12 protein-coding genes and 1 tRNA gene are annotated in these 15,031 nt (G+C 71.8%); 7 read left to right on the top strand and 6 right to left on the bottom strand.

Annotated elements, in window-relative coordinates; genetic code table 11:
- Positions 1-35: 35 nt before the first annotated feature.
- The 3 genes from AC07FJ_RS17480 (at position 36) to AC07FJ_RS17470 (ending at position 1,451) form a co-directional block, all read left to right on the top strand.
- Positions 36-593, top strand: a complete 558-nt coding sequence (locus AC07FJ_RS17480; protein WP_361417903.1) for a helix-turn-helix domain-containing protein — start codon at positions 36-38, stop codon at positions 591-593.
- Positions 594-601: 8 nt separating this feature from the next.
- Positions 602-1,138 carry a helix-turn-helix domain-containing protein gene (locus AC07FJ_RS17475; protein WP_479049816.1) on the top strand — a complete coding sequence of 179 codons (537 nt, stop codon included), beginning with the start codon at positions 602-604 and terminating at the stop codon, positions 1,136-1,138.
- 240 nt (positions 1,139-1,378) lie between these two features.
- Positions 1,379-1,451 (top strand) — tRNA-Arg (locus AC07FJ_RS17470).
- Between the two features lie 125 nt (positions 1,452-1,576).
- On the opposite strand, the gene AC07FJ_RS17465 is transcribed toward AC07FJ_RS17470, so the two are convergent.
- From AC07FJ_RS17465 to AC07FJ_RS17450, 4 genes are all read right to left on the bottom strand, one after another.
- On the bottom strand, positions 1,577-2,008 hold the full coding sequence (locus tag AC07FJ_RS17465) for a DUF4240 domain-containing protein (protein ID WP_479050192.1): 432 nt from the start codon (positions 2,006-2,008) through the stop codon (positions 1,577-1,579).
- A gap of 60 nt (positions 2,009-2,068) precedes the next feature.
- Positions 2,069-2,737 (bottom strand): adhesin, encoded by a 669-nt coding sequence (locus tag AC07FJ_RS17460; RefSeq protein ID WP_479049814.1) that lies wholly within the window; start codon positions 2,735-2,737, stop codon positions 2,069-2,071.
- Between the two features lie 40 nt (positions 2,738-2,777).
- Positions 2,778-4,622, bottom strand: coding sequence for an MFS transporter (locus tag AC07FJ_RS17455; RefSeq protein WP_479049813.1), 1,845 nt, complete (start codon positions 4,620-4,622; stop codon positions 2,778-2,780).
- Positions 4,623-4,743: 121 nt separating this feature from the next.
- Positions 4,744-7,026 (bottom strand): D-alanyl-D-alanine carboxypeptidase family protein, encoded by a 2,283-nt coding sequence (locus tag AC07FJ_RS17450; protein WP_479049811.1) that lies wholly within the window; start codon positions 7,024-7,026, stop codon positions 4,744-4,746.
- Between the two features lie 178 nt (positions 7,027-7,204).
- Between AC07FJ_RS17450 and AC07FJ_RS17445 the strand changes: the two genes are divergently transcribed.
- The 4 genes from AC07FJ_RS17445 to AC07FJ_RS17430 all read left to right on the top strand — a co-directional run bounded on the left by AC07FJ_RS17445 (position 7,205) and on the right by AC07FJ_RS17430 (position 11,415).
- Entirely contained in the window at positions 7,205-7,954 is a 750-nt protein-coding gene (locus AC07FJ_RS17445; protein ID WP_479049809.1) for a GOLPH3/VPS74 family protein, read from the top strand.
- A gap of 259 nt (positions 7,955-8,213) precedes the next feature.
- Positions 8,214-9,071, top strand: a complete 858-nt coding sequence (locus AC07FJ_RS17440) for a helix-turn-helix domain-containing protein (protein WP_361417849.1) — start codon at positions 8,214-8,216, stop codon at positions 9,069-9,071.
- Positions 9,072-9,257: 186 nt separating this feature from the next.
- Positions 9,258-9,458, top strand: coding sequence for a DUF397 domain-containing protein (locus AC07FJ_RS17435; RefSeq protein WP_479049807.1), 201 nt, complete (start codon positions 9,258-9,260; stop codon positions 9,456-9,458).
- Between the two features lie 436 nt (positions 9,459-9,894).
- Positions 9,895-11,415, top strand: coding sequence for a sodium:solute symporter family protein (locus tag AC07FJ_RS17430; RefSeq protein WP_479049805.1), 1,521 nt, complete (start codon positions 9,895-9,897; stop codon positions 11,413-11,415).
- Here the strand turns inward: AC07FJ_RS17430 and AC07FJ_RS17425 are convergent.
- Positions 11,400-12,521, bottom strand: coding sequence for an ADP-ribosylglycohydrolase family protein (locus tag AC07FJ_RS17425; protein WP_468293609.1), 1,122 nt, complete (start codon positions 12,519-12,521; stop codon positions 11,400-11,402). The two genes, AC07FJ_RS17430 and AC07FJ_RS17425, sit on opposite strands and share 16 nt — an antisense overlap.
- A gap of 95 nt (positions 12,522-12,616) precedes the next feature.
- Positions 12,617-15,028, bottom strand: a complete 2,412-nt coding sequence (locus AC07FJ_RS17420) for a tetratricopeptide repeat protein (RefSeq protein WP_479049803.1) — start codon at positions 15,026-15,028, stop codon at positions 12,617-12,619.
- Positions 15,029-15,031: the final 3 nt, after the last annotated feature.

The following is a 15,031-nucleotide window of genomic DNA, read 5'->3' as shown; positions in this document are numbered from 1 at the left end:
AGGGCGGGAGCGGAACGACGATTCGGGGACGGCGCATGGACGAGCTCGTGGAACAGGTGGGCGGCAGGCTCCGCCGGCTGCGCCGCGCCCGCGGTATGACGCTCGCCGACCTCGCCGACCGCGCCAACCTCACCGGCGGCTACCTCGCCAACGTGGAGAACGGGGTCACCACCCCGAGCCTCAGCGCGCTGTCGACCCTCGCGGCCGTCCTGGGCACCGACATGTCGGCGTTCTTCCCCCCGGTGGCCCGCGAGACCGTGCACGTCCACCGGGCCGCCGACACCAACCACATGCGGGTGGTGACCGGCCTGAAGCGGACCTACACCGTCCTGTCCGCGCGCTCGGTCGCCCCCGCCTTCACCGGCCTGCTCGACCGGATCGAACCACCGGACACCACCGCGCCCTACTCCTGTTTCGGCGAGAGGCTCCTGCTCGTGCTCGAGGGGGAGATCGAGACCCGCATCGGGGCCACGGTCCTCCGGCTGGGCCCCGGCGAGACGCTGCACTACTCCTCCCACCCCGAGCACACGCTCACGGTCACCTCCGACGACCCCGCGGTGATCCTGTGGGCCGTCACCCCGGCGATCCTGTGAAGAGAGACGTGGACGACCAGAGCACCCTCGCCGCCCGCGTCGGCGGGCAGCTGCGCCGCATGCGCAAGGAGCGCGGGCTCACGCTCGCGGCGCTCTCCCAGGTCTGCGGCGTCTCCGTGTCGTACCTCTCCGCGGTCGAGAAGGGCGTCAACCACCCCTCGCTGCACACCCTGGCCGCCATCACCGAGTCCCTCGGCGTGACCATCCCGGAGGTGCTCGCCCAGGAGGGCCAGGAGACCCTCCGCCGCGCCAAGGTCCCCGACGGGCCGCGGGGCCTCACCGAGATCTCGCACCCCCTGCTCTCGCTGCGCGGCTGCGTCGTCTCCGCGCTCCCCGGCGACCACGGCACCTGCCCGGTCGCCCTCGACGACCGGGGCCTGTTCGTCTACGTCATCAGCGGCACGGTCGTCGTCCGCGTGGACTCCACCGACTACACCCTGGCCGCGGGCGACGCCCTCGACGTGACGGAGCCGGGCGAGGTGTCCTGGCAGGCCGTCGAGGCGTCGAGGGTGACGTGGGTGTCGTGCCCGAGCCAGCGCGACTGACGCGTACGGCTCGGGCGAACCGGGCCCCTGCCGGAACGGATCTCGGTCCGGGCCGATCCCAGCCTGGACCCCAGCGACGACCCCATCCCGAGCACCGCTGCGACGAGTACGCCCCAGCCTCCACCGCGTCACCCTGATCCGCTACGCTGTCAGGGACCGTCCTTCGGTGGCGGTCAGACCCTTGCCGCAGCGGGGCCGCTTGCTCACGCAGAGTATTCAGCCACGCTTCGCGCAAGCCCTGCCTTCGTAGCTCAGGGGATAGAGCACCGCTCTCCTAAAGCGGGTGTCGCAGGTTCGAATCCTGCCGGGGGCACAAGGCAAAAGGGGCAGTTACTTTTTCAGTAACTGCCCCTTTGACACGACGTCGTCCCCTCGGTCATCGGGTCCGTGGCGCTCTGCGTGGTCGTCTACGAGGTCTCCGTCAAGCGGTGGCTCGCCTCAGCTCCGCAGGTCCGGCCATCCGTCCCTGTTGGAGTGGCTTTCGGAGCAATACCGGGTGGAACGGCTCCATTCCTCGCCGGTGGCCAGCTCGTACGCCTCGTCCGGCACGTACAGCAGCCATTCGCCGTCGTACTCGGTGGAGGTGTACGGGGCGAACCTTTCGGCGTCGAAGAAGACGCTCTCCCACACGGACTGACCTGCAGCCACCACAGCGCAGCGCGCGTGCAGGAACACGTCGGAGGATTGCGGGAAGGGCCTGCCGTCCCGTGTCGTGAGGCCGATCACCGGCAGGGTGCCGAACTTCTCTTGATCCAGGCGGTAGAGCGCCTCGGCGTGCCGTTCCGCGAAGCCGATGATGTCGGAGACGGGACGGCGGCTCAGTTCCTCGGCGAGACGCCGGCAGCTCGCTTGCGTGCTTTGGCCGTTCAGGGTGGCTATCAGTGCCCGACATCCGAGGCTGACAGCAACGAGAAAGGACGGCGACTGACCTCACCGGCACCTCACCCTCATCTGCCCCGCCCCATGGTGCGCCCCCACCAGGGAGGCGTCCCCCCAGTCGCGGCCCCGGTCCGTCAGTAGCACCGTGAAGGTGGACGACCGGACCTCGTACGTGCCGACCTCGACCAGCGTGCCCCGGTGGCGCGGTTGGCGGATGCCGAAGGCGGCGTACGCGGAGGACGGGGCGTCGTCCGGGTTCGCGAGGATGCGGTAGATCGTCGGGTTGCCCGCGACATCGATGTCACGCGGGCCGTCGGGGATGAACACCGCCAGGGCGCAGCGCTCGTAGGAGGTGCCGACCGGCCAGGTCCAGGTGACGGTGGAGGGGCCGTCGCGGTCGGGGGCGCCCGACATGGGGAGGGCGGTGAAGCGGCCGTCGCAGGAGTCGTCGCGGTGGCCGCCGGACGGGAGGGTGTACCAGGCCGCGTCGCCGTTCTCGAAGCGGCCGTGTTCGCGGTAGTCGGTGTCGGTCGTGCAGCCGGGGCCCGCCCACGCCGTGTACGTCGGCACGCCGGTGGGGGCTATGCGGGACGGGAGGCTGCGTTCGGGCGGGGTGAACCCGTCGTTCCGCGGGGCATCGGCGGACGGGTCGCAGGCCGCGAGGCAGCAGGCCGCCGCCGCGACAACAACCGCCGCCCGTATGGTGCGTTCGCTTGCCATAGCCGATCACTATGAAGCGTCACCCACGGTAACGGGAGAGTCAGCGCAGTTCTTCCGGGCACGGAGTGCCGCGCGGGAAGAGCTTGTACGGGGCCGCCAGGCGGTAGACGCCCGGCTTCGGCGCGAGGAGCTCCGTCCACTCGTCGCCCTCGGCGTCCTCCTCCGCCTTCAGCAGGCAGCCGGCGGTGTTCTCGTACGACTTCACGCCGTCGTCCCGCAGTCTCGACGCCTCCGTCTCCTGCGGCGGCTCGACCTTCTTCCCCTCCTCGTCCAGGAGCGCGAGCCAGGGCGAGTAGGGCACCCGGATCAGCACCCGCCCCTCCGACGTCACCCGGATCGTCACCTCCCCGGCGCCCGCCCGCTCCACGGTCGCCGGTGGATCGGCCAGCGGCGTGGGGTCCTCGACCGCGAACAGCCGCCAGTTGTCGTCCGCCCACACCTGCTTCAGGTACGGCTGCCCGTCCCGCACCAGTTTCGCCTCCTGCTCGGCGCCGGTGTCCGGCTCGCCCTTGGGCAGCACCACGTAGTGCACGGCCCAGCGGTGGAGCCAGTCCCGGTAGGTGACGGAGTTGAGCGTGTCGTCGTAGAAGACCGGGTTGCGCTCCATGTCCGCCTGCCGGTTCCAGCCGCGCGCGAGGTTGATGTACGGCGTGAGGGCGGACGCCTCCCGGTGGCTGCGCGCCGGTACGACCTCGACGCGCGCCTTCTCCGCTCCCCGCACCTGCAACTGGTTGATCAGCGGCGCCGCCTCCCGCGCCCACGCCGCGTCCGGAGCCGTACGCACCACGTCGTCCACGCTCTTGAAGCCGATCCAGCCGTTGAGGCCGATGAACGCCAGGACGACCGCGTACCACCGGACCGTGCGCGGCGCCGTGTACGGCAGGGCCGCCAGCAGCACCACGCCCGCGAACAGCATGGGCAGCCGCGAGACGTTCGACCCGATCTGCGAGTCGACGAGCCAGGTGAGAAGCGTGCCCAGCGCGTACACCGCCGCGCCCGTGCGGACCGTGCGCCAGTCGCGCGGTACGAGGACGCAGACCAGCACCCCGAAGAGGAACGGCAGCGTCGTCGACGCGAACGACATCGGCTGCGTACCGGAGAAGGGGAACAGCCAGGAGGAGAGCGCGACGACCGCGACCGGCGCGAGGCCGAGCGCGTACGCGCCCGGGCGCCGCTTGTTGAGGAACAGCGCCGCGGCCGCCACCCCGAGGAAGAGCCCGGCCACCGGGCTGGCGGCGGTCGCGAGTCCGGCGAGCGGCGCGGCGACCGCCGCCTTCGCCCAGCGCTTGTAGCGCCAGCGGTACGGCCAGCAGAAGACCGCCGCCACCGCGCCGAGCGCGAACATCATGCCGAGGCCGAAGGTCACCCGGCCCGACAGCGCGTTGCACAGCAGCGCGAACACGGCGGCGAGCGCGCACGCCAGTGGATTGCGCACCGCCCGCACCCGCACCAGGATCAGCGCCGTGAGCGCGGCCGACGCGGTGCCGGCCGCCATCATCGTCGTCCGTACGCCGAGCACCGACATCAGGTACGGCGAGACCACGCTGTACGAGACCGGGTGCATGCCGCCGTACCAGGCGAGGTTGTACGCCGAGTCGGGGTGGCGCCCGACGAACTCGGCCCACGCGTCCTGCGCCGCCAGGTCGCCGCCGCTGTTCGCGAAGAGCAGGAACCAGACGATGTGGGTGAGCGCGGCGAGGGCCGTCGCGAGGGCGACGGGGTGGCGGCGGAGGCGGTACGCGAGACGGTGCGCGGGACGCGCGCCGCCGGTGCCGTCGCCCGCAGGCGCCCTGTCACGCGGTCCGGTCGGGGCGCCCCGGCGGGGGGCGTCCCGGCCGGTCGGGGCGTCGCCCGCCTCCGCGCGCGTCGGCTCAGTGGTGGTCACCGCGGCTCTCTCCGTCTGCACCCCGGGCCCGGCCCGGGCATCGCCCACACGATACCGAGGCACATGTCCTCGGACGGCCCCCTGCCCCGTACGCGTGCGCGTACGGGGCAGGGTGCGCACCTCAGCCGAGCCGGACCAGCTTGTCGTCGAAGCCCGGCTCCACCAGGTCCCGCTCGAGCGCCACCGGGACGGCGACCTTGCCCGTGCCCTCGCCGACGGAGAGCTCACCGACCACGGTGCCCTCCTTCGCCGAGTGCGGGAGCGGGGCGTCGCCACTCACCAGCTTCAGGTCCACCTTCAGGCCCGGCCAGCCGACCGGCTTCAGGTCCTTGGTGGCGACGACCGGCGTACGGCCGCCGAGGCCGTCGTCGACGTGACCGACCACATCGCCCTTCTTGACGATGGTGGCCGAGGTGATGCCGTCCTGAGCGGTCTGGATCAGCTTGAGGCTGAGCTTGATCGACTCCTGGAGCTTCTGGTCCGGGGTGGAGCCCTTCTGCACGCCCATCACGGCGCCCACGATCCGGCGCAGCTCGCCGTCGACCTCCGCGTTGGCCGCCCAGAGGAGGTTGCCGCCCGCCGGGGTGGAGGAGCCGGTCTTGATGCCGCTCACGCCCGGCTCCAGCAGGATGTTGTTGTTGTTCTCCATCCGGCCGACGGTGCCGGGGACAGTGGCGTTCGGAGAGTTCACGATCTCCCGGAACACGTCGTTCTCCATCGCCGCCTTGCCCAGCTTGATCTGGTCGACGGCCGTGGAGACGGTGGTGCGGTCCAGACCGCTGGGGTCGGTGTAGTGGGTGTTCGTCATGCCGAGTTCCTTGGCGGCGGCGTTCATCTTCTTGACGAACTCCTCCTGCGAGGAATCCCAGCGGGCGAGCTGGCGGGCGATGTTGTTCGCGGACGGGATCATGAGCATCTGAAGCATCTGCTTCTGCGTGTACTCGTCACCCTCCTTGACGTGCACCCGCGACTCGTCCTCGTTGCTGCTCTCCCGCGCCGCGATCGCGTCCACCTTGATCTTCGGGCCGGTCTGCTTGCCCGTGATCGGGTGCTCCTTGAGGATCACGTACGCCGTCATCGTCTTCGCGACGCTGGCGATGGGCCCGGGCTTGTTCGCGCCGTACGTGCCGATCATGCCGACACCGTCGACCTCGACGGCACCCTGGCCCTCGCCGGGCCACGGCATCGCGAGCTGCCCGCCCTCGAAGGTGTACGTGGCCGGGGCGGCGAGCGTGAGGGTGGGCGCGGGCAGCGGGCGTACGGCCTGCACGATCGCAAAGACGATCAGCAGGAGCGCGACCAGCGGCGTCCAGATCTTCACGCGCCGGATGAGCGTGCGCACCGGGGTCGGCGGCGGGGGCGGCGTGTTCGTCAGCTCCGCGAGCAGGTCCAGCGGCGGGCGGGGCGGGAGGGGCTGCTGCTTGGTCCGCTCGGCCTCGGTGAGCGAGGCGGGAGCGGCGGCCGACGCCGGCGCCGGCGCCGCGACCTTCGGCTTGTCTTGGTTGCCCTGCTTGTCCTGCTTGTCCTGCTGCTCCGGTGCGGGCTTCGGCGCGGGCTTCGACGCGGACGCTGCCGGTGCGCCCGGCTCCTTCATGTCGGGCCGCAGCGGTACGAACTTGCTGGTCCGCTCGGCCGCCGGCTCGGGGCCGGACTTGGGCGCGACCGCCTTCAGCGCGGTGGTCGGCTGGTCCACGGCCTTGCGGGGGATCGCCTTGAAGACGGCGGTGGGCTGGTCGACGGGCGCGGGCTCGGACTCGGACTCGGACTCGGACTCGGACTCGGACTCGTCGGCAGCCTCGCCCCCCTCAACCTTCTTACCGTTCTCGTCCTTCTCCGCGGCGGCGGGGGCGGGAACGGTCTTCTTCGCAGAAGCATCGCTGGCGACGGCGTCGGGAGCGGCGGTCTCCGCACCCTTGTCGTCTTCGTCGGTCTCGTCGTCGGTGCCGGGCTCGTCGGCCTCGCCGTCGGATTCCTCGTTCTCGGCCTCGTCCGGTGCGGCCTCCCCGCCGTCGGGCGTGGCGGAACCTTCCGCCCCATCGCCCTCACCCTCGGCGTCGGCGTCGGCGACGGCGTCGGCGTCGGCGTCACGCGACACCCAGGCCTCCACCGCGGCCTTCAGCCGGGCGTCACCGGAAGCCTCGGACTCCTTGGCCTTCTCGGCCTTCTCGGACTCCTTGGCCCCCTCGGCCTCCGCGGGCTCCTTCGAGGCGTCGTCCGAGGCGTCGTCCGCAGCATCATCCGGGCGCGGAACCGTCGCCGCGCGCGGGAGCGTCTTGAAGACCGCTGTCGGCTGGTCGACGACCGTCCCGTCGCCGCGCATCTGCACCCTCGGGTCGCGTGCGCCCGACGCCGTCTCCCCCGACGGCTTCCGCTGCTCCGACTTGTCGGGGGACTCGCCCGCCACCGTGCCTCCTTCAAAAACGCCGTGTCCGAACCATGTACCAGTGTCCTGTGTGAGCGCTTGGCCCCCGTGCAAGACGAGAACGACATACCTACCGGTTCCCGTACGAAGCACCCAGGCGCTCTCGACAGACCAATGTGAGAGGGGTCACCCTGTCATTCATCCACGCGGGGAGGCATGGATGGGCAGGAGCCGCAGAACACTTCCGGAGGAGCTTCTGCTGCTCGCTCTGGACCCGGCCACGGGTACCACAGCGCAGCCGCAGTCGCTCGACCTCGGTCTCGCCGGAGCTCAGCTAGTGGAGCTGGCTCTGGCGGGACGGATAGCCCCTGACGGGGATCGTATCGCCGTGGTGATGCCACGGCCGACCGGAGATCCGACCCTGGACTCCGCGCTCGAGTTGCTGCGCAGGCGCGGCAGCCCGGTGCGCGCCGTCCACTGGATCGGCGGGCCCCGACTGGGGCTCCGCCAGACGTATCTCTCGCATCTGGAGCGGTGCGGCATGGTGCATGCCGTCGAGGGCCAGATGTGCGGGGTGCTGCCGACGACGCGCTATCAGGCGACGGAGACGGCGATCAGCCGGGAGATCAGGGCCCGGCTGGACAGCGCGATCCGCACCGGTGTGCCGCCGGACCCGCGGACCGCGGCGCTTGCCGCGCTGGCCCATGCGGTCGGACTCGGCAAGCACCTGTACCCGGGCAACGAAGGACGCTCGTCCCGTTCCCGGCTGCGGGATCTGATCAGGCACGACCCCATGGGCGGACTCGTGGCGCACGCCGTGATGGACGTCCAGAACGGCGCGGGCGCGCAGCCCCGCCGTAACGGCACCCCCGCGGCGGGGGGCCCCACCCGGCAGGCGCCGGGCGGTGGTGTCCCGTTGCAGCCGCGGTCGCGCGCCACCGGGTCCATGGCCCGCGTCGTGAGCGCGTAGCCGCACGCACCCGCACCACGCAGCACGCACCACGCAGCACGCACCACGCAGCACGCAGCACGCAGCACGAACTCGAAGAGCCCGTTCGGGAGCCGCACAAAAGCGCGCGGGACAGTCCTCGGCGACCGTCCCGCGCGCTCGCGCTCGCCGTACGTCTGGCCATTTTCCAGCGAGACCGGCGCTTTGGTGGCAGTCTGCTGAGACGTAGATACGCAGAGCTACGCCAAGTCACAGCTAGGCAGCCGGAGGTGCAGTTTCCGTGGCGTCCAACGTCAACCCCACCGTCAGGCGACGCAGATTGGGCCAGGAGCTGCGGCGACTGCGTGAGCTCAAGGGCATGACGGCGGAGGAGGTGGCGGAACGGCTGCTGGTCTCGCAGTCGAAGATCAGCCGCCTCGAGAACGGCCGCCGTTCCATCAGCCAGCGCGACGTCCGCGACCTGTGCGGGGTGTACGAGGTCGAGGACCACCGCATCGTGGACTCGCTGATGCAAATGGCCAAGGACTCGCGCCAGCAGGGCTGGTGGCACGCCTTCGGCGACATCCCGTACAGCGTGTACATCGGCCTGGAGACCGACGCCGCTTCCCTGCGCGTGTACGAACCGCAGGTCGTACCGGGCCTGCTGCAGACGCGGCGGTACGCGGAGGCGCTGATCACCGGCGCGCTGCCGGAGAGCTCGCCGGCCGACATCGAGAAGCGCGTCAACGTCCGCGCCCGCCGCCAGGACCGCATCAAGGACGCCGACCAGCCGCTGCGCCTGTGGGCGGTGATCGACGAGGCGGCGCTGCGCCGCGTGGTCGGCGACAAGCAACTGATGATCGAGCAGCTGGAGCACCTCGTCGAGCAATCGCAGCAGCCCCACGTCACCGTGCAGGTGCTGCCGTTCGACATGGGCGCGCACCCGGGCATCAGCGGGCACTACGCGATCCTGGAGTTCCCGGACGCCTCGGACTCGTCCGTCGTCTACATCGAGGGCGTCACCAGTGACCTCTACCTGGAGAAGCCGAACGACGTGCAGCGGTACAGCGTGATGTACGAGCACCTGCGCGCCCAGGCCCTGAACGCCGACCAGACGCGGCAGTTCATCACCGACGTGATGAAGGACTACGCACGCTGATGTACAGGGCCCCCTACAAGAAGGCCGGCAAGGTACACCCCTGTCGGCCTTCAAGGGAAGCCTCCATGGAATATGCCATCCAGTCGAGTGAATGACGGGCCCGCGCTCCGGGGCCGACGAGTAGCGTCGATCACGCCAGCACGACCGACTCGCGACCCATCGCGGTCAGAAACCGGAGCGAAGAAGATGGCAATTATTCAGGGCGCCACGGACACCTGGACGAAGTCCTCGTACTCGGGTGGCAACGGCGCGTGCGTCGAGGTGAAGTCCCCGGTGGTCCAGGAGATCGCGGTCCGGGACTCGAAGGTCCCGTCCGGCCCGTCGATCACCTTCGTACCGGAGTCGTGGAACGCGTTCGTGAGGGAAGTGAGCACGGGCGCGCTCTGAGCAGGCCCCCTCGCCGTACCGCACCACCGCGTCACGGCACCGCCGCGTCGCCGCATCACCGCATGAGCCCTCTCGACTGGCCCGCCGTCCCGGCCGAGGGGGCTCGGTCATGTCCGCACCCGGCACTCCCCCTTCTCCCCCTCCCGCCCCTCCCGTCGAAGTGACCGCGGAGGACCCGCATCCCCCGCCGATGAAGCGCCCCCACATCGTGGGACCACCCTCGCGATCACAACAACGGCCCACCGGGTCAAGAGCGAGTAAAATCGTCCGCCTTGCTGACCGGCGTTCACACTCATGACCCGGAACCTCTTGACCCTCCAGGCGAACAAACGGTTCAATCCCCCAAGTCCCCGCTCCCGCACGGGGTTTCCCGCTGATCGGCGACCGACCGGCGAAGCGCCTCGACGTTCACGATGCGGACCCCTGGAGGGGACACATGAACAGTCTGGACTGGGCCGTACTCATCGGCTACTTCGGCGTGATGGTCGCGATCGGCCTGTGGTCCCACAAACGCGTGGACGACGTCGGCGACTTCTTCACCGCCGGCGGCAAGATGCCGTGGTGGCTGTCGGGCATCTCGCACCACATGTCCGGCTACAGCGCGGTGATGTTCACCGGGTACGCGGGCATCGCGTACACCTACGGCGTCACCTCGTACGTCACCTGGTCCTTCCCCATCGCGATCGGCATCGCCGTCGGCGCCCACCTCTTCGCGCCCCGCCTCAACCGCCTGCGCTCCCGGCTCGGGGTCGCGTCGCCCCTCGAGTACCTGAAGAACCGCTACAACCTGCCCACCCAGCAAGCCCTCGCCTGGTCGGGTGTGCTGCTGAAGATCGTGGACGTGGGCGCGAAGTGGGCGGCGATCGCGACGCTGCTCTCCGTCTTCACCGGGATCTCCCTCAACCAGGGCATCCTCATCACCGGTGTCATCACCGGCGTCTACTGCACGGTCGGCGGGCTGTGGGCCGACGCCCTCACCGAACTGGGCCAGTTCATCATCCAGTTCTTCGCCGGCATCGCCATGCTCGTCGCCGTCATGGCGGAGCTCGGCGGGTTCAGCACGCTGTGGACCGTGTGGGACCGGCCCGAGCTCCAGGGGCACACGGCCCCGACCGCCGGGCCGTACACGCTGACGTTCCTCCTCGCGTACCTCTTCATCAAGACCTTCGAGTACAGCGGCGGCATGTGGAACCAGGCCCAGCGCTACATGGCCACGCCCACCGCCCGCGAGGCCACCCGCTCGGGGCGGCTGTCGGCCGTGCTGTGGCTGGTCTGGCCGCTGGTCCTCTTCTTCCCGATGTGGGTCGCGCCGCTGCTGGTCACGCCCCAGAAGCCGGACGCGTCGGACGCGTACGCGCTGATGACCGCGCAGCTGCTGCCGCACGGGCTGCTCGGGCTGGTGATCGTCGGGTTCTTCTCGCACACGATGGCCATGTGCTCCTCGGACGCCAACGCCATCGCCGCCGTCTTCACCCGCGACATCGCGCCCGCCCTGTCGAAGACGGCGCGCGGCTGGACGCACCGGGCCGGGCTGCTCGCGGCGCGCTGGTCGACGATCGCGTTCCTCGCGCTGTCGATGGCGGTGGCCACGCAGGTCAACTCCCCCACGTTCCAGGACATCATCACGGTCGTCATCAAGTGGGTGGCCGGTCTGATGGGGCCGATCGCGATCCCGTTCATGCTGGGCCTGCTGCGCGCCTTCCGCCGGTCCGGGCCGACGGCGGCGCTGGTGTCGTGGGCGGCGGGCCTGTTCGCCTTCTGGCTGACGAACTACGGGCTCGACTCCATCGAGCTCCAGATCCAGATCGTCTCGCCGCTCGCGACCTCACTCGTGCTGTACGTCCTCATCGGCTTCCTCAAGCCGGAGGACACCCCGGAGCGGGACCGGGTGCTCGACCGGCTCCACTCCGACGACGGCAGCCCCGCCCCGACCGCGGCGCGTCAGCCCCTCGGGTAGCGGGCCAGCCAGCCCGGCGACGACACCCCCGGACCGTGCAGGGCCGGGCCCTGGGTCATCTCCATGGCGAAGTCGTCCGCCATCTCCAGGAGCGTCGGCCGCCCTTCCAGCTCGGCCAGCCAGGTCGGCGGCAGGGCGGTCTCGCCGTGCAGGGCGCCCAGCAGCGCGCCGGTCAGCGACCCGGTGGCCTCGGACGGGCCGTCGTGGTTCACGGCGAGCCGCAGCCCGTGCCGTACGTCCTCGCTGACCAGGGCGCAGTACACGGCGATGGCCAGCGCGTCCTCGGCGTGCTCGCCGTCGGTGTCGCCGAGCGACGCGATCCTCGCCGGGCCGGGGATGCCCTGCCGTACGGCGCCGAGGGCGTGCTTCAGCGCCTCGGTGACCGGCTCGTGGCCGGGGCGGGGCGCGAGCTGGACCATCGCCCGCTGCACGGACCCGTCGAGGGTCTCGCCGCGCGCGAGGCCGTGCACGATGACGGCGAACGCCCCGGCGGCCAGGTACGCGGCGGGGTGCCCGTGCGTCTGCGCCGCGCACTCGACGGCCAGCTGGCACACCAGCTGCGGCTCCCAGCCGACCAGCAGCCCGAACGGCGCCGAGCGCACGACGGCCCCCGCGTCCCGGGCGCCGGGGTTCTTCGGCCGGTCGAGCGTGCCGAGGACCTCGTCGGCGAGCCCGGTGAGCGTCGCCCGCGCCGGGTCACGGCGCGCGTACAGCCACTCCTCGCAGGCGAGCCAGCCGTTGTCCTTGCGCCGCTCGTCCGGGCCCCAGTCGCGCTGCGTGGCCGCCCACCGCAGATGGGCGCGGTGCACGTCGGACGGCGGGTGCCAGGCGCCGGTGTCGCGGCGCACCTGGGCCCGTATGAGCCCGTCGACGGTGAACAGCGTGAGCTGCGTGGCCGAGGTGACGGCACCGCGCCGCCCGTAGGCGGGTGCCAGATCGGCGAGCCCGTCCGCCCCGTGGGCCGCGCGGATCGCCTCCACGGACAGCGTGGAGACCCCGGCCCCGAGGGCGTCACCGATGGCCGCCCCCAGCAGGCACCCCCGCACCCGGGCCCGGAAGTCCTGCTGCTCGGCCCGGCCCCAGACAGCCGTGGCTGCTGCACACACCTCGCGCCCCTTCCGTCCCTGTCGCCTGCGTCGTCACCTGCGTCCGGCGCGCAGCACTGTAATCGAACGGATGCCGGACGGCCGAGGTGCGCGCGTCACGTGGCCGTTTCGTCCCCGGGGCCCCCGGACGGGACGCGGTCCCGCAGGATGCGCTCCCGCTGCTCCGCCGCCCACGTGTAGCCGGGTTCCAGGGCCAGCGCGTCGTCGAGGTCGCGCAGGGCGTCGGCGCGGCGGCCGATCGCCTCGTACGCCAGGGCGCGGCTGCCGAGCGCCCACGCGTACGCGGGATCGAGCCGCAGAGCGCGCGTGTACGCGGTGACCGCCTCCTCGTGGCGGCCCTGCGCGCGCAGGACCTCCCCGCGCTCGCCCAGCACCCACGGGTCGGCCGGCGAGACGCGCTCCGCCCGGTCGAGGTCGGCCAGGGCGCCGGTGACGTCCCCGAGGGCGCGCCGGACCTGGGCGCGCCGCACCAGACCCCACAGGTAGTCGGGGTCCAGGCCCAACGCGACGTCCAGCTCGGCCAGGGCTTCCACCGGCCGGTCCAGCTTCCGCAGGACCTGGGCACGGCTCGCGCGCGGCCACACCCACCGCGGGTCGCGTTCGACCACGCGGTCGAAGTCCGCGAGGGCCTCGGCGTAGCGGCCCATCCGCCGGTACGTCTCTCCGCGATGGGCGAGGGGCCTCGTGTTCGGCGTGGCCAGCTCGACGGCCCGGTCGTGGTCCCTGAGCGCCGCCTCGAAGTCGCCGCGCCCGCGGTGGACGAAGGCCCGCCCGGTGAGCGCCCTCGGGAACTCCGGGCAGAGTTCGAGCGCCCGGTCGAAGTCGGCCAGCGCCTCGTCGTACCGGCCCGCGGCGTACAGGGCGTGGCCCCGGGCCTCGACGGCGTGGGCACGGTCGTCGGAGTCCACCTGGGCGACCAGCAGGGTCAGGACGGCGACGACGGACGCGGCCGGATCGGCGAGCGCCTCCAGGCACGTGTTCCCCAGGCGCCGCAGGAGCGCGTCGTCCGCGTCCTCGCCCGCTTCCGTCAGCGCCCGTGCCCAGCGGCGGGCCTGGACCGGCCCCTCGTTGCACGCCTTCGTCCCGTCCCTCAGCGCCTCGGGCAGCGCGCCGGCCGGGCCCGCACACAGCCGGTGGTACAGCTCCTCCAGTCGCAGGGCCCGCCAGTCCTCGTGCTCCCAGAGCTCCTGAACGTCGAGTCCCTCGACCGCCACGGCCGCCCACTCCGCGAAGACGTCCGCCAGCCGCGCGTGCGCCTCCCGCCAGCGGCGCGGCGAGGTCGTCCGCTGGAGTCGCAGCATGGGGACGCGTACGACGTCGTGATAGCGGGCATGGCCGTCGCGTTCGGAGACGAACGGCAGGTTGCGCAGCCAGCCGTACATGGCCGGGTCTCCGTCCGTCGCCGCGACGAACACGTCCTCGTCGAGCCGGCGCGGTAGCGCACAGGCCAGCGCGGCCGCGCGGCGGTCCGGGTCGGGCTCCCACTTCAGGAACCGGTCCACGGCGCCGGCGCCCGCCGTGTCCGGCGCGCCCGGATTCTCCGCGAGTGTCGACACCAGGACCGGAAGCCCGCCCGACAGGCGAAGGACCTCCTGGACGACCGGCTCGTCCACGACTCCCCTCGCCGACAGCAGCCGTCGGGTCTCGGGCTCCGTGAAGGGCGCCAGCGGCAGGTCCTCCACGAGACCGGCCCAGTCCGCCCAGCACACCGGGTCGAGGCGTGGCCGCCCGGCCAGTGTGACGACGGTGTTCGCGGGCAGCGCCCCGTACCGCACCCCTGCGGCCAGGTCGCGCAGCCAGGTGTCGAGGAACGGCCCGGTGCTTTCGTACGTGTCGAAGAAGAGGGCCAGCCAAGGGACCTCCGCCGAGACCCGGTTCAGCTCGCTCACCAGGACCGGGGTGAGGACCTTGAGCGGTTCGAGGACGAGCTGGACGTCCTCCGGGTTGGGGAAGCGGGCGGTGAGCACCGCCTTGATCCGGTCGGCGCGCCGGGCGACGGCCACCGGGTCCACGGCCCCGGCGAAGGCGCCGACGACCGGCAGCATGCCCGCCCCGATCAGACCGGCCTGGGCGGCGGCCATGCTGCCCGGTGAGGGGGAGGCGGGCTCCGGCCGGTCGGCCACGGAGGCCAGCTCGGCCTCGTGGCTACGCTGCCGGTACGTCGCCAACTGCCGGTCCAGCGCCTTCAGGGCGTGCCCCTGCCGGGCGAAGGCCGCGCTGATCGCCGCCATCACGTCGGGCACGCTGTCGGCGTCCTCGTCGACGTACGCCGTAACGGCCCCCAGCTCCTCGGCGATGTCGAGCAGTTCCCGTACGAGGGTGGTCTTGCCGACGCCCGCGTCGCCCCGGACGTGGAAGAGGAACCGGTGCCGTTCCTCGTCCGGCGCGGTGGCGAAGTTCTCGCGGAACAACGCCTTTTCGCGCTCCCTGCCGACGAATCCCGCCCGCCTGCGCCGCTCGATCAGCTCGCGCATCGACGGCCGCGCGCCCCCCGCTCCCGACCTCATGCC

This window comes from Streptomyces sp. NPDC045998 (genome assembly GCF_056430285.1).
The sequence above is the reverse complement of the archived record's forward strand: the minus strand, read 5'-3'. Positions and strand labels throughout refer to the sequence as shown.